General features: G+C 71.1%; 24 protein-coding genes and 1 tRNA gene. 17 read left to right on the top strand and 8 right to left on the bottom strand.

Going from position 1 to position 19024, the window contains the following annotated elements; translation table 11 throughout:
• Positions 1-3 precede the first annotated feature (3 nt).
• The 4 genes from E1294_RS14070 to E1294_RS14055 all read right to left on the bottom strand — a co-directional run bounded on the left by E1294_RS14070 (position 4) and on the right by E1294_RS14055 (position 3503).
• On the bottom strand, positions 4-336 hold the full coding sequence (locus tag E1294_RS14070) for a hypothetical protein (protein WP_132508581.1): 333 nt from the start codon (positions 334-336) through the stop codon (positions 4-6).
• 103 nt (positions 337-439) lie between these two features.
• Positions 440-901 carry a hypothetical protein gene (locus E1294_RS14065; RefSeq protein WP_165977262.1) on the bottom strand — a complete coding sequence of 154 codons (462 nt, stop codon included), beginning with the start codon at positions 899-901 and terminating at the stop codon, positions 440-442.
• Complete coding sequence (nhaA, locus tag E1294_RS14060) at positions 901-2736, bottom strand: Na+/H+ antiporter NhaA (protein WP_132508577.1); 1836 nt, start codon at positions 2734-2736, stop codon at positions 901-903. Before nhaA ends, E1294_RS14065 begins: the two co-directional genes overlap by 1 nt.
• A 146-nt stretch (positions 2737-2882) precedes the next feature.
• The gene (locus tag E1294_RS14055) at positions 2883-3503 is read right to left on the bottom strand and encodes a GAP family protein (protein ID WP_132508575.1); all 621 of its coding nucleotides are present in this window, start codon (positions 3501-3503) and stop codon (positions 2883-2885) included.
• A 133-nt stretch (positions 3504-3636) separates the two neighbouring features.
• Here E1294_RS14055 and E1294_RS57150 point away from each other — a divergent pair, with 133 nt between their 5' ends.
• Entirely contained in the window at positions 3637-4233 is a 597-nt protein-coding gene (locus E1294_RS57150) for a TetR/AcrR family transcriptional regulator (RefSeq protein ID WP_132508573.1), read from the top strand.
• Positions 4234-4275: 42 nt separating this feature from the next.
• A complete protein-coding gene (locus E1294_RS14045; RefSeq protein ID WP_132508571.1) occupies positions 4276-4656 on the top strand; it encodes a hypothetical protein in 381 nt (126 codons plus the stop codon).
• Here E1294_RS14045 and E1294_RS14040 read toward each other — a convergent pair.
• Positions 4632-5126, bottom strand: coding sequence for a 2-thiouracil desulfurase family protein (locus tag E1294_RS14040; RefSeq protein ID WP_132508569.1), 495 nt, complete (start codon positions 5124-5126; stop codon positions 4632-4634). The genes E1294_RS14045 and E1294_RS14040 overlap by 25 nt on opposite strands.
• Before the next feature lie 219 nt (positions 5127-5345).
• Here E1294_RS14040 and E1294_RS14035 point away from each other — a divergent pair, with 219 nt between their 5' ends.
• The 7 genes from E1294_RS14035 (at position 5346) to E1294_RS14005 (ending at position 9781) form a co-directional block, all read left to right on the top strand.
• Positions 5346-5708, top strand: a complete 363-nt coding sequence (locus tag E1294_RS14035; RefSeq protein ID WP_132508567.1) for a hypothetical protein — start codon at positions 5346-5348, stop codon at positions 5706-5708.
• Positions 5705-6082, top strand: coding sequence for a hypothetical protein (locus tag E1294_RS14030; protein WP_132508565.1), 378 nt, complete (start codon positions 5705-5707; stop codon positions 6080-6082). The genes E1294_RS14035 and E1294_RS14030 overlap by 4 nt, the downstream gene beginning before the upstream one ends.
• A gap of 52 nt (positions 6083-6134) precedes the next feature.
• Complete coding sequence (locus tag E1294_RS14025; protein WP_132508563.1) at positions 6135-6737, top strand: SRPBCC family protein; 603 nt, start codon at positions 6135-6137, stop codon at positions 6735-6737.
• 160 nt (positions 6738-6897) lie between these two features.
• Positions 6898-8130 carry a CynX/NimT family MFS transporter gene (locus E1294_RS14020; protein WP_132508561.1) on the top strand — a complete coding sequence of 411 codons (1233 nt, stop codon included), beginning with the start codon at positions 6898-6900 and terminating at the stop codon, positions 8128-8130.
• Entirely contained in the window at positions 8127-8963 is an 837-nt protein-coding gene (locus tag E1294_RS14015; protein WP_132508559.1) for an alanyl-tRNA editing protein, read from the top strand. Before E1294_RS14020 ends, E1294_RS14015 begins: the two co-directional genes overlap by 4 nt.
• Before the next feature lie 68 nt (positions 8964-9031).
• Positions 9032-9247, top strand: coding sequence for a helix-turn-helix domain-containing protein (locus E1294_RS14010; RefSeq protein WP_132508557.1), 216 nt, complete (start codon positions 9032-9034; stop codon positions 9245-9247).
• A gap of 3 nt (positions 9248-9250) precedes the next feature.
• The gene (locus tag E1294_RS14005; RefSeq protein WP_132508555.1) at positions 9251-9781 is read left to right on the top strand and encodes a Clp protease N-terminal domain-containing protein; all 531 of its coding nucleotides are present in this window, start codon (positions 9251-9253) and stop codon (positions 9779-9781) included.
• Between the two features lie 4 nt (positions 9782-9785).
• On the opposite strand, the gene E1294_RS14000 is transcribed toward E1294_RS14005, so the two are convergent.
• Entirely contained in the window at positions 9786-10691 is a 906-nt protein-coding gene (locus E1294_RS14000) for an RNA polymerase sigma-70 factor (protein ID WP_132508553.1), read from the bottom strand.
• A 75-nt stretch (positions 10692-10766) separates the two neighbouring features.
• Here E1294_RS14000 and E1294_RS13995 point away from each other — a divergent pair.
• Positions 10767-10839 (top strand) — tRNA-Ala (locus E1294_RS13995).
• Positions 10840-10968: 129 nt separating this feature from the next.
• Here the strand turns inward: E1294_RS13995 and E1294_RS13990 are convergent.
• Entirely contained in the window at positions 10969-11460 is a 492-nt protein-coding gene (locus E1294_RS13990) for a P-loop nucleotide/nucleoside kinase family protein (protein WP_132508551.1), read from the bottom strand.
• A 44-nt stretch (positions 11461-11504) separates the two neighbouring features.
• Between E1294_RS13990 and E1294_RS13985 the strand changes: the two genes are divergently transcribed.
• From E1294_RS13985 to E1294_RS13975, 3 genes are all read left to right on the top strand, one after another.
• Positions 11505-11939 carry a GNAT family N-acetyltransferase gene (locus E1294_RS13985; protein ID WP_132508549.1) on the top strand — a complete coding sequence of 145 codons (435 nt, stop codon included), beginning with the start codon at positions 11505-11507 and terminating at the stop codon, positions 11937-11939.
• Positions 11940-11969: 30 nt separating this feature from the next.
• Complete coding sequence (locus tag E1294_RS13980; RefSeq protein WP_132508547.1) at positions 11970-12800, top strand: maleylpyruvate isomerase family mycothiol-dependent enzyme; 831 nt, start codon at positions 11970-11972, stop codon at positions 12798-12800.
• A gap of 66 nt (positions 12801-12866) precedes the next feature.
• Complete coding sequence (locus E1294_RS13975; protein WP_132508545.1) at positions 12867-13823, top strand: helix-turn-helix transcriptional regulator; 957 nt, start codon at positions 12867-12869, stop codon at positions 13821-13823.
• A 57-nt stretch (positions 13824-13880) separates the two neighbouring features.
• Here E1294_RS13975 and E1294_RS13970 read toward each other — a convergent pair whose 3' ends face one another.
• Positions 13881-14084: a DUF4236 domain-containing protein gene (locus E1294_RS13970; protein ID WP_132508543.1), complete on the bottom strand. Its 204-nt coding sequence runs from the start codon at positions 14082-14084 to the stop codon at positions 13881-13883.
• 101 nt (positions 14085-14185) lie between these two features.
• On the opposite strand from E1294_RS13970, the gene E1294_RS13965 reads away from it, so the two are divergent.
• The 4 genes from E1294_RS13965 to E1294_RS13950 all read left to right on the top strand — a co-directional run bounded on the left by E1294_RS13965 (position 14186) and on the right by E1294_RS13950 (position 18962).
• Positions 14186-14935 carry a metallophosphoesterase gene (locus tag E1294_RS13965; RefSeq protein ID WP_132508541.1) on the top strand — a complete coding sequence of 250 codons (750 nt, stop codon included), beginning with the start codon at positions 14186-14188 and terminating at the stop codon, positions 14933-14935.
• 407 nt (positions 14936-15342) lie between these two features.
• On the top strand, positions 15343-16344 hold the full coding sequence (locus E1294_RS13960; protein WP_181958494.1) for an ABC transporter substrate-binding protein: 1002 nt from the start codon (positions 15343-15345) through the stop codon (positions 16342-16344).
• Positions 16345-16413: 69 nt separating this feature from the next.
• A complete protein-coding gene (locus E1294_RS13955) occupies positions 16414-17925 on the top strand; it encodes a sugar ABC transporter ATP-binding protein (RefSeq protein WP_132508539.1) in 1512 nt (503 codons plus the stop codon).
• On the top strand, positions 17922-18962 hold the full coding sequence (locus E1294_RS13950; RefSeq protein WP_132508537.1) for an ABC transporter permease: 1041 nt from the start codon (positions 17922-17924) through the stop codon (positions 18960-18962). The genes E1294_RS13955 and E1294_RS13950 overlap by 4 nt, the downstream gene beginning before the upstream one ends.
• Positions 18963-19024: the final 62 nt, after the last annotated feature.

Genomic DNA, 19024 nt, shown 5'->3' with positions numbered 1-19024 from the left:
TCCTCACGCGCGCGTGAGGACGGTCTCCGCCTGCAGAGCCCGTGGCCCGGCGTCGGCGTTGCTCCGCACCCACAACACCGCCGCCACGGCCACCGCCGCGATCAGCAGCACCAGCCCGCCGGCCACGATCACCCACCACCAGGCCGACCTGGGTCGCCTGGCTTCGTAGACGGGCACGTCGGGCAGCATGTCAGGGGTGTAGGGCAGGCGCTGCGTGAAAGGCGACTCCGGCGGGCCCTGCCGGGGCGGGCTGGGCGGCGGGACCGGGTGAGGGAACCGATGCCTGATCGTCTGGTTGGGATCAGGTTCCTGCCGGTCGGGCTGCTCTCGCGTCATGGTCCCCCCACGCGCTTGGGAGTTACCCCCACATTGTCACATTCCAGGGGATATCCCGTCTGTATGACACGACGGAAGCCGCGCGACAGGGTGCCGGCGGCCGCTAGCCCTGGCCGCCGCCGTAGGGCGGCTGCTGCCAGCCCTGCCGCGGGGGCTGCTGCTGTGGGTACGGCTGCTGCATGTGCGGCTGCTGGTGCTGGACCGGCGGCTGCTGCCAGCCCTGCGCCTGGCCGGGTGGCGGGTAGTGGGGGGACTGCGGCTGCTGCGGGTCGCGCCGGGCGATCACGCCCGCGATCAGCAGGCCCGTGCCGGTCGCGTTGAAGATCATTCCGCCGGCGCTGATGAGCATGGTGGCGCCGCCCGCGCCCAGGGCGTCGTACAACGAGGGGGCGATGAACCCGAGGACGACGTTGATCAGCACCCCCACGAGCAGGACGGCGCAGCCCGCCATGCCCAGCGTCGCGCCGCGCCCATGGGCCCGCCGGTTCATCGCCGTCACGATGACGCCGCCCACCAGCACGACGACCATGACGAGGGGGAAGATGATGGTGATCACATTGAGCATTAGGTCATCTCCGGGGGTTGCGGGGTCTCCTCGACGGTAGTGGATCGGCGGGCTTCGTCCACGGCCTCGCTGATGGAGCCGAGATCCAGGGCGCCTTGATAGCGCACACCGTTGAGGAAGAGGGTGGGGGTGCCGCGCACGCCGCTGTCCCGGCCGGAGTTCTCGTCGACGGCGATCCTGGCGGTGTGGCGGGACACGTCCGTCCAGGGCTCGACGTCGAGCTGGGCGGCGTAGTGCGCGAGGTCGGCGTCGGTGAGGAACCGCTGGTTGTCGAAGAGGATGTCGTGCATCTCCCAGAACCGTCCCGCATCGTCCGCGGACTCGGCCGCGACCGCCGCGGAGGCGGCCCGCGGATGCAGCGTGCGCAGCGGGAAGTGCCGGAACACCACGCGCACGTCCGGGTTCTTCCTGCGCAGCTCCTCCAGCACGGGGTGGAGCCGCCCGCAGTAGGGGCACTCGAAGTCGCCGTATTCCACGATCGTCACCCTGGCCTTCGCCGGCCCGCGCACGTGGTCGCCGGGCCCGACGGGCACGGAGAGCAGCTCGGGCAGCTCCTCCTCGGGCTCCGCGTCGGGCGGCGCGCACACCCCGCCGCGGTCCCACGCCAGCTTGAAGATCAACCATCCCAGCACCGCGGAAAGCAGCGACCCCGCCAGGATCCCGATCTTCGCCTCGGACTGGATGCCCGGATGGTCGTCGAAGGCCAGGTCCACGATGAACAGGGAGACGGTGAAGCCGATCCCGGAGACCGCCGCGCCGCCGAACAACTGCCCCCAGACCAGGTTGCCCGGCAGGATGCCCCATCCGAACCGCAACGGCACCCACGTGCCCAGCGAGATGCCGACGAACTTGCCCAGCAACAGCCCCAGCGTCACACCGATCGACACGGGTGAGGTGATCGCCGCCCGCAGGGCCTCGCCGTCCAGCACCACCCCGGCGTTTGCCAGCGCGAAGACCGGCACGATCACGTACGAGCTCCACGGTTGCAGCCGCAGCCGCAGGCGCTCGTTGACGGAGACGGCCCGCTGCACCCGCAGCGCGGCCTCCCTGGCGGCCTGCGCGCTGGGTGAGCTGGTGAACGACTGCACGGCCTCGCCGGCGAGCAGCAGCTTCTGGTCGGTGGGCGCGTAGACGAAGACCAGAACGCCCAGCGCGATGCCGACCAGCGTGGGATGGATCCCGCTCTCCAGCGTGGCCACCCAGAGCCCGAAGCCCAGCACGATGTAGGCGGGCGCCCGCCAGATCTTCAGCTTCCGCAGGGTCAGGATGGCGGCGAGCAGCCCGAACGCGGCGAGGAGCGCGGGAACGGACAGGCTGTCCGTGTAGAACAGCGCGATGACCAGGATCGCCAGCACGTCGTCGACGATGGCCAGCGTCATCAGGAACGCCCGTAGCGGATCGGGGCAGCGGGCTCCCACGATGGCGAGCACGCCCAGCACGAACGCGGTGTCGGTGGCGATCGGCACGCCCCAGCCGACGGCCCCGGGCCCGCCGAAGTTCAGCAGGAGGTAGATCCCGGCCGGGACGAGGATCCCGCCCAGCGCCGCCATGGCCGGCACAGCGAGGAGCCGGCGGTCGCGCAGCTGCCCGAGCCGCACTTCGTACGACACCTCGAGGCCGATGAGGAAGAAGAAGACCGCCATCAGGCCGTCGTTGACCCAGTGCCGCAGGTCAAGGGAGAACAGCGCGTCATTGAAGGAGATGCCTGTCGGTATGTGCCAGAACGCCTCGTAGGTGTCGCCCCATGGCGAGTTCGCCCACAGCAGGGCGAGCACGGTGGCGCCGAGCAGCACGGTTGTGCTGCCCGCTTCCGTCCTCAGAAACGCCCGCAACATGACAGGTCACCCCCAGGTGTTCGATCCTAGAGGTGCCTGGAGAGCCGCCTTCGAGCCGCCCGCCCCTGCCTGCGGGGCCGGGGTCACCGGAAGAACAGGACCACCGCCGCGTCCCGGGCCAGCAGGAAACCGACGATCGCCAGCCCTCAGCTCAGCGCCGAGGCCGCATGCCTGGTCAGCCACGCGCGCAGCCGTTCCAGCTTCGGCTCCAGCCACGCACCGGCGACGCCGCGCAGCCCCATGAGCGCCAGCGGCGGCGCGATCATCACCATCACGTACGCCGCCAGCAACGGCCCCCACTGCCCGGCCGCCAGCCCGGAGGCCGTCATGATGCCGATCGCGGCCAGGTACGGCACCATCGTGGCCACTTCGAGCACCCCGGCCGTCAGCCCCAGCAGCACCATCGTGCGCGGCCCGCCCACCCGCGGCTCGAACCGGCGCTCCGGCTTGCCGAGCTTCGCGCGCCGCTTCGGGTCGAACCTGAAGCTGAGCGCGAACAAGCCGACGCCCAGCGCGAGCTGCACCCAGTAGGCGGGTCCGCTGCGCAGCACGTCGCCGAAGGTGTCCATGGCCGTGGACAGCCCCAGCATGAGCGCGACCCCCACCAGGAAATAGAAGGCCGCCACGGTGGCCAGATAGATCAGCAGCCGCGACACCCGCGACCGGTCAGAGGCCAGCAGCAGGTAGACGGGGATGCCGAGGGTGCCGAAGCTGGTGCTGTCGACGACCGCGAGGGCGGCGAGGGTGAGCAGCAGGCCGATCGTCATACCGTCGATCCTCGCGGGCGCCGCCGGGCGCCGCCTCCTCCGGCGGAGCGAAGCCGGCGTACATCCTTCTGCTCATCCGCCCGAACGGTACTGTGGGCCGTCGCGACCGCCCGGCAGTGGCGAAGGAGATCCCATGAAGAGCCGACGGTGGAGCCGGTCGAGCGGCACCCGCGACACGCTGCTGCGCGCCGCCCGCGAGGTCTTCCTGGCCAAGGGGTACGCCGAGGCGACTGTCGCCGACCTTGTCGAGGCGTCCGGCATCAGCGTCGGCAGCCTCTACCACCACTTCGGCGGCAAGCCCGGCCTGTTCCTGGCGTTGTGGGAGCAGTTCATGCGCGGCCAGGAGGAGCGCACCTCCAAGGCGGCCAAGGCCGCGGAAGGCACCGCCGACCGTTTCCTCGCCGGCGCCCGCGCCTACCTGGAGGGCTCGTGGGAGCACCGCGAGGTGGCCAGGTTATTCCTGGAGAACGACGGGCCCGCCGAGTTCGTCACGCTGCGCCGGCAGCGCGGCCGGGACTGGATCGGCGGCAACAAACGCCTGCTCGGCCTGGCGGACACGCGCGAGAGCCACGTGCTCGTCGTGCTGCTCACGACCATGATGGGCGAAGCGGGCCGCGAGGTGGCCGCGTGCGAGACCGGCGAGGACGCCAGGGTGACGATCGACGAGGTGATCCGCCTGGTGAGACGGCTGCTCCCTACTGCGGACGGCGTATCCGAGCCGTCTCCTTAGGTACGACGACACGGCGTTCGGCCGGATGCGAGCGTGGGTCGTATGGACGCTCTCCGCAAGGCGCTGGGCTGGCTCTCCGCCTGCTACGCCCTGGTCTTCCTGTCGTTCGCGCTGCCGCACTGGGGGGCCGTGCCCGGCCTGATGGGCGAGCCCGTGATCATACCGGCCGCGGTCGTCGAGACGTTGTGCGTGGCCGCCATGCTCGCCGGCGCCCGAGGCGCGCTGGCCGGGCGCTCCTGGGCCTGGAGCGGGCTCGTCTACAGCCACGCGGCGGCGCTGGGCGGGGTGGTGCTGGGCATCCTGGCCCTGGCGCTCGGCGGGGCCGCGGGTTCGGCGCTGCTCACGTGGTATCACGGCACGATGGCGGCCATGCTCGCCGCGGGCCTCGCTGGGGCCTTCTACGTCTCCAGCGTGCGCAGGTAGGCGGCGGCCTCGTCGAGATGGCCCTCGCCGAACACGCGGACGCCGTCGAGCTCCAGCAACGCCGTCGTGACGCCCTGACCCGGCGTGCGGCGCCCCTGGAAGGTGCCGTCGTAGATGGACAGCCCGCCGCACGAGGGGCTGCCTTCCTTGAGCACCGCCATCCGGATCCCGGACGAGCGCGCCAGCGCGAGCGCCGACCGCGCGCCCGACAGGAACGCGCCCGTCACGTCGGAGCCGTCGGCCGCCAGCACGCGCGCCGCGCCCGAGAGCACGGCCGCGCCGCCCGCGCCGCCCTCGATCTCGGCGGCCGGGCGCGGGACCGGCAGCCCGCCCTCGACCTCGGGGCAGAACGGCACCAGCCGCCCCTCCGCGCGCCACGTGGCGAGCCGGGCGTCAGAACTGGTCTTCGCACCGCCGTCGTAGCGCACCTTGCGCCCCATCAGGCAGGCGCTGACGAGGATCCTTTCCACGACGTCGATCCTATGAGGGCGATCGGCACCAGCGCGACGGCGGCCAGCGCGATGGTCACCCCGAACGCGGACCCGTGGACACTTCAGCGGCGAGTTACCCCGGCTGGCGCCGATGATCGAGGAGGGGGTGCGGGGCGCCGACGGCAACTTCGAGCGCGGGCTCTCCTGGGTGCGGGACGGAATCGAGGCCGGACTGCACGGGCGATAGCCTTACCTCCGATGAACACCGTCGTCTCCACGATCGTCATCGCCGGCTCCCTGCTGCTCATGCTGGCGAGCCTGGTCGTCGCGATCCGCAACCGGCCGATGGGCATGGTGCTGCTGTCCGGGTTCGCCCTGCTCGAGGTGGCCCTGCTCGTTCAGGCCGGCCTCGTGATCGCGGCGGTGGCCGGCGGAGCGGGGCCCGGCGACAAGGTGACGTTGTTCGGCTACATCGGCGGCGGGGTGCTGATCCCGCCCGCCGTGGTGTTCCTGGCGCTGGCCGAGCGGAGCAGGTGGGGGCCTGCCATCCTGGTCGTGGCCGGGTTCGCGATCGCGGTGATGAACGGGCGGCTGCTGCAGATCTGGCAGGGCGTGGCATGACCGACGCCATCGGCTCCGGGCCCGGGCGCGCCCTGATCGCCGTCTACGGGCTGTTCTCGCTGGCCGCGGGCGCGCGGGCGGCCGTGCAGATCGCCGGCCGGTTCTCCGAGGCGCCGCTGGCCTACTCGCTGTCGGCCTTCGCGGCGCTCGTCTACATCGTGCTCACCGTGGCGCTCGCGCGTGGTGCGCGCAGCCTGGCGCTGGCCGCGCTCGGCATCGAGCTGGCCGGCGTGCTGATCATCGGTACCGCCAGCCTGGTGGATCCGGCGGCGTTCCCCGACGAGACGGTCTGGTCGGCGTACGGCAGGGGCTACCTGTTCATCCCGCTCGTGTTGCCGCTGGTGGGCCTCTACTGGCTGCTGCGCCGTCGGTGACGGCGGCCCGCGCGGCGTTATCGCCGTGCCGGCCGGGGCAGGGGTTGATCCCATGAGCAGTATCGAACACTCCGTAGACGTAGAGGTCCCCATCTCGGCGGCCTACAACCAGTGGACGCAGTTCGAGAGCTTCCCCGAGTTCATGGAGGGCGTGGAGTCGGTCAAGCAGATCGGCGACACACGTACGGCGTGGGTGGTGGAGATCGCCGGGGTCAGGCGCGAGTTCGAGGCCGAGATCACCGAGCAGCACCCCGACGAGCGTGTGGCCTGGCGGTCGGCCGACAAGCCGCACCAGGCGGGCGTGGTGACCTTCCACCGCATCGACGACACGAAGACCAAGGTCACGCTCCAGATGGAGTACGACCCCGAGGGCTTGGTCGAGACCGCGGGCGACTGGCTGCAGATCGTCCGCATGCGCGTCACGAACGACCTCGGCCGCTTCAAGGAATTCATCGAGTCGCGAGGCCGCGAGACGGGCGGCTGGCGCGGCGACGTGCCGGGGCCGCACCAGCGCGGCTCCACGTACGGCGGGGAGCAGTCGGTGCCGCCCGGCACCGTGGGCGGCGGTGGCGCGCCTCCCGGTGGCACGCTCCCGCCTCCCGGGCCGGTGCCGCCGCGCGACCAGCCCCCCGAGGGCCCGCGTCCCGTTCTCTGATCCGCGGTCTCGATGCGGGGCGCCCCGCTCGTGCGGCGCGGTATCGCCCCCGGGCCCACGAGGCTCGGGGGCTCGTCATGGGACAGGAATAAATCGCCCCTTAGGTCCTGTTAGGCTGGTGATTCGTCCCATGACTTGATGAACGGAGGATCTCCGGCGCATGAGCGTGCTCGCCCAAGAGACCAGAGGCCGTACCAGCTCTCTCGCCTGGCTGCTCGTGCTGGGGATCGTCCTCGCCGCGCTCAACCTGCGCACCGCCGTCACCAGCGTGGGGCCTCTGCTCGACCAGCTCGCCGGCGCGCTCGGCATGACGAGCGTCGGCACCGGAGTGCTCACGACGCTGCCGGTGCTGGCCTTCGCCAGCGTCGGCGCGATCACCCCTACGCTGGCCAGGCGCGTGGGCGAGCACCGGCTGCTGCTGCTCGCCCTCGTCACGCTCGGCGTGGGCATGCTCATCAGGTCAATGGTGGGCTCGGCCGAGATATTCCTGCTGAGCAGCGCGGTCGCGCTGTCCGGCGGAGCCGTCGGCAACGTGCTCATCCCGACGCTGATCAAGCGGCACTTCCCGGCCCGCACCGGGATCATGACCACCGTCTACACCACGGCCCTGGCCGTCGGCACCATGCTCGCCGCCGCGGCGACCGTGCCGATCGAGCGCGCGTCGGGCGACTGGCACATCGCGCTCGGCGTGTGGGCGGCCCTGGCCGCCGTGGCCGCCATTCCGTGGCTTGCGCTGCTGCGCAGTGAGCCGGAGCGGGACACGGGCGCCGGGGACGCGGGCATCCGCCGCCTGGTGGGAAGCCGGCTGGCGTGGATGGTGGCGATCTATTTCGGCACCCAGTCGATGATCGCGTACATCATGTTCGGCTGGCTCCCCACCATCCTCACCGACGGCGGGTACACGACGTCGCAGGCCGGGCTGATCCTGGGGGTGTTCACCGCGCTGAACATCCCGGTCTCCATCGCCACGCCCATGGTCGCCTCCCGCTTCCGCGACCAGCGACCCGTCGTGGTGGGGCTCGTGGCGTTCTACACGGCGGGGTTCCTCGGATTGTGGCTCGGGCCCGCGTCCATGGCGCCGGGCTGGATCGTGCTGGTGGCCGTGGGCATGGGGTCGTTCCCGCTGGCGCTGATGATGCTGGCGTTGCGCACCCGCACGCCGGAGGCCACGGCCGGGTTGTCGGCCTTCGGGCAGAGCGCCGGCTACCTCATCGCGGGTGCGGGACCGCTGCTGGTCGGCGTGCTGCGCGAGGCCACAGGCGGGTGGGCGCTGCCGTACACGATGATCTTCCTGGTCCTCGTGGCGCAGCTCTGCACCGGCCTGTACGCGGGCCGCGACCGCTACCTGGAGGACGAACGGCCGCCCGCCACGGCTGGGAGGATCGGCGCATGAGATCCACCCTCGTCACCTTCCCGTCCGGCCGGGTCAGCGGCCGCTCGCGGATCGCGGGAGCCGTGCCGGTGGGGGACCGGCACGGCCTGGTCGTCGCCGAGACGCCCTTCCATCCCCTCGACCACACCTGGCCCGACCAGCCCGCCGATCGGGGCATGATCGCGGGCCTGCCGGTCGTCGACTGCGTTACAGGGGCCCAGTCGAGCACCGGCGAGGTTTTCGTGGGCGGGGACATCCCGGTGCGGCGCGGCGCCGAGGGGTGGGAGTGGCTGGTCCTGCACGTCACCGAGTCGCCGGTGCCCGTGGGGGCCGAGGTGGAGCTGGAGGTGGACGCCGGCTTCCGCGCGGGGCTCTCGGCCGGCCACACCGCCTGCCACCTGGCCGCGCTCGCCCTCAACGCGGCGCTGGCCGATCGCTGGCGCAAGGAGCCGGCGCTCGACGGGCTCGGGCGTCCCGACTTCGACCAGGCGGCGATCACCTCGTCGCGGATCGTGCCGCGCGGCAGCGTGGACGTCTACCGCCTGGGCAAGTCGTTGCGGAAGAAGGGCTTCTCCGCCGAAGGGCTGGACCTGGCGCAGGTCACCCGGCGCGTGAACGAGCAACTCGCCGCCTGGGTGGCCGCCGGGGCGCCGGTCGCCATCGACGTGCCGGGGCCGGAGCTGACGGCGCGTCGCACCTGGCGGTGCTCGTTGCCGGAGGGCGCGGCGTCCATCCCGTGCGGCGGCACGCACGTGGTCGGCACGGCGGAGCTGGGCCGGGTCGAGGTCACGCTCGCGCTGGAAGAGGCGGCCCTGACCATGCGCACCACTTGCGTCCAGCGCGACGCGCGGTAGCCGGGCAGGTTGCGGTATTTCGTCAGCATGTGCTGACACGGTGGCGCTTGTCAGCATATGCTGACGGTATGGACGTCACCGAAATGGCAGGGAGGGCCGCCGACCGCGACCCCGGAGTGGGGCTGGCGGCGGTGGCCGCGCTCAGAGCCCTGCTGGAGGAGTTGGAGGCGGCGCACGTCTCCAACGCCCGCGCGCAGGGGTGGTCCTGGGAGCAGATCGCCGACGCGCTGGGAGTGCGGCGGCAGACCGCACACCGCAAGCACGCCCGCAGGACGAGGAGGTAACACGTGTTCGCCAGGTTCACGGAAGGAGCCCGCAGCGCCGTGGTGCGGGCGGGGATCCTCGCACTCGACGCCGGGCGGCCCGCGCTCGGCGCCGATCTGATGCTGCTGGCGCTGGCCGAGGTGCGCCCGTTCGCCCTAGCGTCGTTCACCGCCCGCGAGGCCGACGTGCGCGACCGCGCCGGCGCGGGCGACCCGCGGGCGCTGCTGGCCACGATCGGCATCGACCTCGACGCGGTGCACCGCCGCACCAGGGCGGGCACGGACGAACCCGGCCTGTGGAGCCTGCGCCGCTCGCGGCTCCGCCCACTCCGCGTCACCCTGTACGGGCCGCTCGGGCAGCTCCCGCTGGCCATGCACGCCAGAAAGGTCATCGAGGTGGCGGCGTGGCGGCCGGGGCCGGTCACGGGGGAGCGGCTGCTGTGGGGTCTGCTCGCCGATCCCGCCAACGGCGCCGCCGCGATCCTGGCGGACGCGGGCGTGGACCTGCCGGCACTCGTCCGAGAGGCGGGCATACCCACCCGCCGTGCCGCCTGACCGGTCAGCCGGCCTTGCTCGCCGCCGGCTCCAGATGGGCGATCTTCTCCGGGTTGGCGATGAGGTAGATCGCGCTGATCCTCCCCTCCGAGACCTCCAGCGAGATGACCGTCACCACCCGCCCGGCCGCCGAGAGGACGATCGCCGGAGCGTTGTTCAACACCGCGGAGCCGAAGGAGAACCCCTCCGTCCGCGCCAGGCCGACCGAGTTCATGAAGCGGGCGACGTTCGCGGGGCGGCTGATCGACAGCAGGTAGCGGCCGACGTTCTCCACCCCGGTGATGACCCGCAGCGCGGCCCTGGCCTTGCCGCCGCCGTCGGTGACCATCGTGATCTCGTCGGCGAACATCGCGATCAGCGTCTCCAGGTCTCCTTCCTCCGAGGCGCTGGCGAACCGTTCCGTCATCCGCCTGCGCTGCCCACGGTCCACGTCGAACCGCGGCCGCTTCTCCCGTACGTGCTCGCGCGCCCGCCGGGCGAGCTGCCTGGTGGCCGGCTCGCTGCGTGCGATGATCTCCGCGATCTCGGCGAACGGCAGGTCGAACGCCTCCCGCAACACGAACACGGCCCGCTCAAGCGGCGACAGCGTCTCCAGAACCACGAGCAGCGCCATCTCCACGGATTCGGCCAGCTCGGCGTGCTCGGCGGCGTCAGGGGCCGTGCTGATCGGCTCGGGCAGCCACGGCCCAACGTACGACTCGCGCCGTGACTTCGCCCACCGCAGCCGGTCGACGGCCAGCCGCGACGTCACCCTGATCAGATAGGCCTTGGCGTCGCCGACGCCCGCCTTGTCCACCCCTGACCAGCGCAGCCACGTCTCCTGGACAACGTCCTCGGCGTCGGCGACGCTGCCGAGGATCCGGTACGCGACTCCGACCAGCAGGCTTCTGTGCTCCTCAAAGGTCGACATAACGTCTAAGACGTATCACGAGGGCTTCGCTGTGACACGAGGGCTCCGGAACTCGGATACACTTGGTGATCGCAAGGGGCTATGGCGCAGTTGGTAGCGCGCCTCCATGGCATGGAGGAGGTCTGGGGTTCGAATCCCCATAGCTCCACATAAGTCGAGACAAGCGAAACCGGCCCTCCGTCTGATGACGGAGGGCCGGTTTCATCTCCAGGCCAGCCCAGCCCGGTCGCCGTTCGCGGGGTCCGCGACGGCCCGCGCGGCCGCCGGGCCCCCGCCGTCAGGGCGGGTCGAAGAGGGCGAGCTCGTCCCGATCAGGAGGCTCGAAGAGGCCGGCCCACTCCTCCAGCATGTCCCGCGGGATCGGCACCGTGTCGCGGGCTCCGCTCGCGTTGCGCGACTCCAGACGGCGGCAGAGCTCGTCGATCGGCGCCGCGAGATAGCGCAGCTCCACGGCCGCCCCGAGGGCTCGGGCGGCCAGCCGTAGCCCGTCGCGCTCGGTCCGCGACCAGAAGCCGTACTCCAGGACGACGACCTGACCGAGCCGCAGCAGGTCCTGGGCGTGCTGCCAGAGTTGCCGCTCCAGCCGGTCGCGGGCCGCGTCGTCGAAGAGATCGAGGCCCAGGTGCGCCAGCCATTCGTCCGGGCACAGCCGCACGGCCGGGAGCTCGGCGGCCAGGCGGCGGGCGAGCGTCGTCTTGCCCGCGCCCGGCAGGCCGCACACCAGGATCAACCGCCCCGCGCCAGGAGGTCGTGTCCGCGTTTCCCGCATAATCGGAGATGTCCTTCACAGTGAGAGGTCGAGGAATCCCATAAATGGTGGTCATCGCTCCCGAGTGGTCGTTCGACGAAGCCGAGATCTTCGCACTCTACGACTCGGTCGGCTGGGGACCGTGGACACGTGACATCGCCAGGGTCTGCCGGAGCCTGGCCAACTCGCATCTCGTCATCACCGCCAGGGACGAGTCGGGGCGGCTCCTCGGCCTGGCGCGGACGGTGTCGGACGACGAGATGATCTGCTATGTCCAGGAGCTGCTGGTCGACAAGGAGTTCCACGGTCAGGGCATCGGGCGGCGGCTGCTGGAGCACCTGAAAGAACGATACGCGCACTGTCGCTATTTCATGCTGACCACCGACCACGAGTCCACGCGGGAAGGAGTGGCGAACCACGCCTTCTACCGGCGTCTCGGCCTCATCGAACACCACGAGCAGAAGTTGTCGGCGTTCGGGTTGAGGGTCGGGGACACCTGAGTGCTCCACCGGCCGCGTACTGTCGGAGGTATGACGATCTTCGGCCCTGTCATCGACGTGCGCCCGCTGTTCCCGCGCGAGCGGCGGGCCCTGCTGGACCTGCTCGGCGGGCTCGCCCCCGAGGACTGGTCGAGGCCGACGGTCTGCCCCGGATGGGACGTCCATGACGTCGTCGCCCACGTGCTCAACGACTACATGCGGCGGCTGTCCGGCAGCCGCGACGGCTACGGCGGCGCCGTCTTCGCCGGCGACGAGACGTTGCCCGCCTACCTGGCCCGCGTCAACGGCCAGTTCGCCGAGGCGCTGCGCCAGATCAGCCCGCACGTGATGATCGACCTGCTCGGCCATCTCGGCGGGCAGCTCGACGACCTGTGGGCGGCCCGCGACCTGGGCGGGCCCGCCGACCTGGACGTGTCCTGGGCCGCCACGGACGTCGGCAGCCCGGCGTGGCTCGACATCGGGCGCGAGTACACCGAGTTCTGGGTGCACCAGCAGCAGGTGCGCGACGCCGTCTCCGCTCCAGGGGCCGGCGACCCGGCGCTGATGGGGCCGGTGCTCGACGTCTTCGCCCGGGCGCTGCCGTACACGCTCCGCTCGGAGGAGCGTCCGGAGGGGACGACGGTCACGCTGGAGGTGACCGGGCCCGCCGGCGGCCGGTGGTCCGCCACCAGGCGCGAGGGCCGGTGGAGGATGTCCCCGGCCGGTCCGGAGCCCGCCGCCCGCGTCCTGATGGGCCAGGACACGTTCTGGCGCCTGGCCACCAGGGGAGTCACCCCTGAGCAGGCTCGCGAGCGCGCCGACATGACGGGTGACCCGGCGCTCGCCGCGGCGGTGACCACGCTGCTGGCGATCGTCGCCTGAGCGTGGCCGGCGACGGCCGGTTCCCGGCCAAAGTGCGCATCGGCTGAGCACTTTAGACTGCAAATCATGCGAGCCGACCGACTTGTCGCCGCCCTGCTCCTCATGCAGGCCCGCGGCCGGGTGACCGCGGCCGAGCTGGCGGAGGAGCTGGAGGTGTCCGTGGCCACCGCGCGCCGCGACCTGGAGGCGCTGTCGGCGGCGGGCATCCCCGTCTATCCGCAGGCCGGGCGCGGGGGCGGCTGGCAGCTGCTGGGCGGCGCGCGCACCGACCTCAGCGGGCTCACCGCGGACGAGGCGCAGGCGCTCTTCCTGCTCGCGGGCCCGGCTGCGGGGGCCGCGCCCGAGGTGAAGTCCGCACTCCGCAAGCTGCTGCGGGCCCTGCCGCAGACCTTCAGGGCCGACGCCGTGGCCGCCGCCGACGCCGTGCTGGTCGACCCCGCGGGCTGGGGCGACCGCGAGCCTGACCGGCCCGAGCTGGTGCGGGCCCTGCAGAGCGCCACCGTACGCCGCCGCAAGGTCAGGCTGGTGTACGAACGCCGCGCCGGCGAGCGTACGCAGCGGCTGGCCGACCCCTGGGGGCTCGTGGACAAGGACGACATCTGGTATCTGGTGGCCGGGACCGAGCGGGGGCAGCGGACGTTCCGGGTGGACCGGATCGTCTCCGCCACCGTGACGGACCTGCCCTTCGAGCGGCCGGAGGGCTTCGAGCTGGCGCGGGCGTGGGAGCGGGTCGTCGGAGAGATGGAGCAGCGGCGCTCGCAGACGTCGGCGACGGTGCTGGTCGCCGAGAGGTTCGCGCCGATCCTGCGCGACCACTTCGGGCGCCACTGCGAGAGCGAGGGGAGCCCGGCGGGCGGGCGGGCCGACGGCCGGGTCAGCTTGCGGGTGGCGGCGCCCACGGCCCGCTCGCTGGCCGAGCAGCTGGCCGGATGGGGCGCGGTGGTGGAGGTGGTGGGCCCGGCGCCGGTCAGGGCCGAGCTGGCCAGGATCGGCGCCGAGCTCGTCGAGCGTTACGGCGAGTGAACGTGCGCGGGGCCGGAGGGGTCGCCCCCGGCCGGGCGTGGGCGAGCGGGTTAGGATCTAGTAGTGCCGGTGATGTCTCCGCGACCCCAACGTCTTGCCTATGTGGAACCCGCCCGGCAGGTGCACGGACACGTGGCGGCGGCCGTCGGGGCCGGTGGTGACCCGGAAACGCCGGTTGCCGAAACTGTGGCCGACGCCGCGCCGCGACAGATTGATCCGGAACGGCCCCACCTTGATCGACTTTCTGTAGTGCCAGCCCAATGCCCCTCCTCCGGCTTCGTGTGCTCACCCGGAAGAACGACCGGGCCGCCCGCGGGGTTCCTCGTCCCGCCGGGCCGTGACCATCGGAAGGATTTGCGCTCATGATCGTGATCGCCCATGTGAGCGACATCCACATCGGCGCCACGCCCGCAGCCGTCGCCCGCGCCGACAGGGTCATGCGCTACCTGGACGCGCTGCCGTACGACCTCGACGCGGTGCTGGTGACCGGCGACATCGCCGACCACGGCCTGGCAGAGGAGTACGAGCAGGCCGGGAAGCTGCTCACCTCGCGTCACCCCGTACTGACCGGGCCCGGCAACCACGACGTGCGGGAGGAGTTCCGCCGGGTTCTGCTCGGTGAGGCGGAGCCCAGGCCGGGGCCCGTCAACCAGGTGTTGCGCACCGACCGCGCAATCTACGCCATGTGCGACTCGTCCATCCCCGGCGAGAACGCCGGGCGGCTGGAGGACGAGACGATCACCTGGCTCGAAGGAGTGCTGGACGGCGCCGACCGCCCGGTGTTCGTGGCCTTCCACCACCCGCCGGTGACGTTGCAGAGCCCGCCGCTGGACGAGATCATGTTGCACCGGCCGGGGCGCCTGGAAGAGGTGCTCGCCGGCCGTGCGGACGTGCCGGCCGTGCTGGTCGGCCACGCGCACATGCCGGCCGCCACCACGTTCGCCGGACGTCCGCTGCTGGTCGCCCCCGGGGTCGTGTCCACGGTGAGGCTTCCGTGGGAGGGCGGCACGACGTTCGGCAACTGCATCGATGACGGCCTGCCGCCGGCGCTGGCGTTCCACGTGCTCGACGGCGAGGGCCGGATGACCACCCACTACCGCCTCGTCCCCTAGCCAGGACGGCGCCGCCCGTCCGCGAAGTCGTTGATCTTCTGGCCGTTCAGCCAGGGTCGTGATCCTGCGGCGATGCGCATCATGAGCGGAGGCTCCTCCATGAAAGTTGGCGTTATCAAAGAAGTGAACGCTAACAGTGCCGATTCGCGACACGTTAAGGACCGTCCAGGGCCCCGTCAAGGGTGGATCCGCGTGACCTGACCGTAATCCGGCGGGCCCTTGACGAGACCCGTTGTTAACGTTCACAGTCGGGGCCAGGCCGGGAAGGAGCGCGGCCGCAGAACCCGTCCTGGGGTTCCGGCCGGCGCTCACGACGTGTCAGGCAGGAGAGAGTGACCGGCAGGAAGGTAGGAGGCGCTGGCATCCCCCTCGGCATGTTAGCGCTCACATAAGAAGGGACCCCCCACGTGTTGAAGAGGATCTCGGCGCTGCTGCTCGCCGGGCTCACCGCGATGTCGGTGGCGGCGTGCGGCAGCGGCGGCAGCGGCAGCGCCGGCTCGGACGGCGCAGACGGCTCGGGCGGCGGAGACGGCTCGATCACCATGGGCTTCTCCCAGGTGGGAGCGGAGAGCGGATGGCGCACCGCGAACACGAAATCCGTCCAGGAGTCGGCCAAGGCGGCGGGCATCACGCTCAAGTTCTCCGACGCCCAGCAGAAGCAGGAGAACCAGATCAAGGCCATCCGCTCCTTCGTCCAGCAGAGGGTGGACGTCATCGCCTTCTCTCCGGTAGTGGAGTCGGGCTGGGACACGGTGCTCAAGGAGGCCCAGAACGCGAAGATCCCGGTCATCCTGACCGACCGCGCCGTGGACTCCAAGGACACGACCCTGTACAAGACCTTCCTCGGCTCGGACTTCATCGAGGAAGGAAAGAAGGCCGGCCAGTGGCTGGTGGAGGAGTACAAGGACACCACCGAGACGGTGAACATCGTCGAGTTGCAGGGCACGACCGGCTCGGCGCCGGCGAACGACCGCAAGGCCGGGTTCGCGGAGGTCATCGGGGCGGAGCCGAAGTTCAAGATCATCGCTTCGCAGACCGGTGACTTCACCAGGGCCAAGGGCAAGGAAGTCATGGAGGCCTTCCTGAAGTCGAACCCGGACATCGACGTGCTCTACGCGCACAACGACGACATGGGCCTGGGAGCGATCGAGGCGATCGAGGGCGCGGGCAAGACGCCCGGCCAGGACATCAAGATCATCACTGTGGACGCCGTCAAGGACGGCATGCAGGCGCTCGCCGACGGGAAGATCAACTTCATCGTCGAGTGTTCCCCGCTGCTCGGCCCGCAGCTGATGGACCTGGCCAAGAAGGTCGTCAAGGGCGAGCAGGTGCCCGCCCGCGTCGTGACCGAGGAGACGACGTTCACCCAGGAGCAGGCCAAGCAGGTCCTTTCCACCCGCCAGTACTGACCGCCCGGCTCGCAGCCCGGGGGGCCGTCCCCACCCGGGCCCGGCCGTCACATACGAAGGGGAGGGCGTATGGCCGTACCCGCGCCGGTCCTGACGATGAGCGGGATCGGCAAACAGTTTCCGGGCGTGAAGGCCCTGGACGGCGTGGACCTGCGGTTGACACCCGGAGAGGTGCACGCGCTCATGGGAGAGAACGGCGCGGGCAAGTCCACCCTGATCAAGGTGCTCACCGGTGTGTACCCCGCCGACACGGGCACCATCGAACTGGACGGCGCCGCCGTGGCGTTCGGCAGCCCGCTGGAGGCGCGGCAGGCCGGCATCAGCACGGTCTACCAGGAGGTCAACCTCTGCACGAACCTCTCGGTCGCCGAGAACATCCTCATCGGCCGGGAGCCGCGCCGCCTGGGCCGCATCGACTGGAAGCGGATGCGGGCCAGGGCCGCCGAACTGCTGTCGCGGCTGGAGCTGAGCCTGGACGTGTCGGCGCCGCTGTCGTCGTACTCGCTGGCGATCCAGCAGATGGTGGCCATCGCGCGGGCGCTCGACGTCGACGCGAGGGTGCTGATCCTCGACGAGCCCACGTCCAGCCTGGACGCGGGGGAGGTCGAGCAGCTCTTCATGGTGATGAGGCGGCTCAAGGAGGAGGGCATCGCCATCCTCTTCGTCTCCCACTTCCTCGACCAGATCTACGAGATCTCGGATCGTATGACGGTCCTTCGCAACGGCCGGCTCGTCGGCGAATACCTGACCAGCGAGCTCAGCCAGGTGCAGCTCGTCGCCAAGATGATCGGCCAGGAACTGGACGCGCTCGAACGCCTGCACGGCGAGGCCAGGGTCTTCGACCGCCCGCTGATCGAGGCGCGCGAGCTCGGCAGGGCGGGCGCCATCGAGCCGTTCTCGCTCACCGTCCACGAGGGCGAGGTCGTGGGCCTGGCCGGGCTGCTCGGCTCCGGCCGTACGGAGATCGCGCGGTTGTTGTTCGGCGCGGACCACGCGGGCACGGGCGAGATCGCGGTCGGCGGATCGCCGGCGTCGTTGCGCACGCCGCGCGCGGCCATGCATCACAAGATCGCGTTCTGCTCGGAGAACCGCAAGGCGGACGGGCTCATTCCCGACCTCACCGTGCGCGAGAACATCATCCTGGCTCTCCAGGCCACCCGGGGCTGGACGCGACCGGTGCCGAGAGAACAGCAGGACGAACTGGTCGGCAGGTACGTCAAGGCTCTGAGGATCAGCCCGCCCAACCCCGAGCACCTCGTACGCGACCTCAGCGGCGGCAACCAGCAGAAGGTGGTGCTGGCCAGGTGGCTCATCCTGGAGCCGCGCCTGCTCATCCTCGACGAGCCCACCCGGGGGATCGACGTCGGCGCGAAGACCGAGATCCAGCGGCTCGTGGCGGAGTTGTCCGACGGCGGCGTGGCGGTGTTGTTCATCTCGGCCGAACTGGAGGAGGTGCTGCGGCTCAGCCACAAGGTCGAGGTGCTGCGCGATCGGCGGCTGGTGGCCGAGTTGCCCAACGACGACGAGCTGACCACGGACGTGCTCATGGAGACGATCGCGAGCGGGGGCCGGGGCTCATGAGACGGCTGCTCTGGCCGGCGGTGGTCCTCGTGCTGCTGCTGGCGCTCAACGTGTTCTTCACCCCGAGCTTCCTCTCGATCCAGGTCAGGGACGGTCACCTGTACGGCAGCCTGATCGACATCCTGCGGTTCGGCGCCCCGCTGATCCTGGTCGCGCTCGGCATGACGCTCGTCATCGCCACCGGCGGCATCGACCTGTCGGTGGGCTCGGTGGTGGCGATCTCGGGCGCGCTGGCGTGCCTGCAGATCAGCCAGGACGCCGGCGTGTTCACGGCGGTGGCGCTGGCGCTCGGGCTGTGCCTGGTGCTGGGAGCGTGGAACGGGTTCCTCGTCGCGGGCATCGGCATCCAGCCGATCATCGCCACGCTCATCCTCATGGTGGCCGGGCGCGGCCTGGCCCAGCTCATCACCGGCGGGCAGATCATCACCGTCAACAGCGAGGCGTACAAGGTGATCGGCGGCGGCTACTGGCTGACCGTGCCGTTCGGCGTCCTGATCGTGCTCGCCGTGCTGGGGATCACCGCGTTCCTGACCCGGCGGCTGGCGCTGGGGATGCTGATCGAGTCGGTCGGCGGCAACGCCGAGGCGAGCCGGCTGGCCGGCATCAGGTCGCGCGGGATCATTCTCATGGTGTACACGTTCGCCGCGCTGTGCGCCGGCGTGGCCGGCTTGATGATCAGCTCGAACGTCTCCAGCGCCGACGGCAACAACGCCGGGTTGTGGATCGAGCTGGACGCCATCCTGGCCGTCGTGATCGGCGGCACGTCGCTGGCCGGCGGCAGGTTCTCACTGGCCGGCACCGTGCTGGGCGCGCTCATCATCCAGACCCTGACCACGACCGTCTACTCGATCGGCGTGCCGCCGGAGACGACGTTGTTGTTCAAGGCGCTGGTCGTGACGGCGGTCTGCCTCATCCAGTCGCCGTCCTTCCGCGAGAAGGTGTTCCGCAGGCGGGGCAGGAACGCTCCGCCCGGCGCCGTGGCCGAGGAGCCCGCGCGGGTGCGCCAGGAAGTGCCGCCGGACGGAGTGAGGTCATGAGCGGGCGGCGGATGGCGGCCGAGCCCGCCGGACGGAGTGAGGCGATGAGCGGGGGCGGCGGA

Source organism: Nonomuraea diastatica, assembly GCF_004349015.1.
Lineage (GTDB): Bacteria > Actinomycetota > Actinomycetes > Streptosporangiales > Streptosporangiaceae > Nonomuraea > Nonomuraea diastatica.
This window is presented reverse-complemented; position numbering and strand designations above follow the sequence as displayed.

Excerpts from the sequence above, each read along its gene's own strand:
- E1294_RS14070 (WP_132508581.1), bottom strand. The coding sequence starts at position 336 with ATGACGCGAGAGCAGCCCGACCGGCAGGAACCTGATCCCAACCAGACG.
- E1294_RS14065 (WP_165977262.1), bottom strand. The coding sequence starts at position 901 with ATGCTCAATGTGATCACCATCATCTTCCCCCTCGTCATGGTCGTCGTG.
- nhaA (WP_132508577.1), bottom strand. The coding sequence starts at position 2,736 with ATGTTGCGGGCGTTTCTGAGGACGGAAGCGGGCAGCACAACCGTGCTG.
- E1294_RS14055 (WP_132508575.1), bottom strand. The coding sequence starts at position 3,503 with ATGACGATCGGCCTGCTGCTCACCCTCGCCGCCCTCGCGGTCGTCGAC.
- E1294_RS57150 (WP_132508573.1), top strand. The coding sequence starts at position 3,637 with ATGAAGAGCCGACGGTGGAGCCGGTCGAGCGGCACCCGCGACACGCTG.
- E1294_RS14045 (WP_132508571.1), top strand. The coding sequence starts at position 4,276 with ATGGACGCTCTCCGCAAGGCGCTGGGCTGGCTCTCCGCCTGCTACGCC.
- E1294_RS14035 (WP_132508567.1), top strand. The coding sequence starts at position 5,346 with ATGAACACCGTCGTCTCCACGATCGTCATCGCCGGCTCCCTGCTGCTC.
- E1294_RS14030 (WP_132508565.1), top strand. The coding sequence starts at position 5,705 with ATGACCGACGCCATCGGCTCCGGGCCCGGGCGCGCCCTGATCGCCGTC.
- E1294_RS14025 (WP_132508563.1), top strand. The coding sequence starts at position 6,135 with ATGAGCAGTATCGAACACTCCGTAGACGTAGAGGTCCCCATCTCGGCG.
- E1294_RS14020 (WP_132508561.1), top strand. The coding sequence starts at position 6,898 with ATGAGCGTGCTCGCCCAAGAGACCAGAGGCCGTACCAGCTCTCTCGCC.
- E1294_RS14015 (WP_132508559.1), top strand. The coding sequence starts at position 8,127 with ATGAGATCCACCCTCGTCACCTTCCCGTCCGGCCGGGTCAGCGGCCGC.
- E1294_RS14010 (WP_132508557.1), top strand. The coding sequence starts at position 9,032 with ATGGACGTCACCGAAATGGCAGGGAGGGCCGCCGACCGCGACCCCGGA.
- E1294_RS14000 (WP_132508553.1), bottom strand. The coding sequence starts at position 10,691 with ATGTCGACCTTTGAGGAGCACAGAAGCCTGCTGGTCGGAGTCGCGTAC.
- E1294_RS13990 (WP_132508551.1), bottom strand. The coding sequence starts at position 11,460 with ATGCGGGAAACGCGGACACGACCTCCTGGCGCGGGGCGGTTGATCCTG.
- E1294_RS13985 (WP_132508549.1), top strand. The coding sequence starts at position 11,505 with ATGGTGGTCATCGCTCCCGAGTGGTCGTTCGACGAAGCCGAGATCTTC.
- E1294_RS13980 (WP_132508547.1), top strand. The coding sequence starts at position 11,970 with ATGACGATCTTCGGCCCTGTCATCGACGTGCGCCCGCTGTTCCCGCGC.
- E1294_RS13975 (WP_132508545.1), top strand. The coding sequence starts at position 12,867 with ATGCGAGCCGACCGACTTGTCGCCGCCCTGCTCCTCATGCAGGCCCGC.
- E1294_RS13965 (WP_132508541.1), top strand. The coding sequence starts at position 14,186 with ATGATCGTGATCGCCCATGTGAGCGACATCCACATCGGCGCCACGCCC.
- E1294_RS13955 (WP_132508539.1), top strand. The coding sequence starts at position 16,414 with ATGGCCGTACCCGCGCCGGTCCTGACGATGAGCGGGATCGGCAAACAG.
- E1294_RS13950 (WP_132508537.1), top strand. The coding sequence starts at position 17,922 with ATGAGACGGCTGCTCTGGCCGGCGGTGGTCCTCGTGCTGCTGCTGGCG.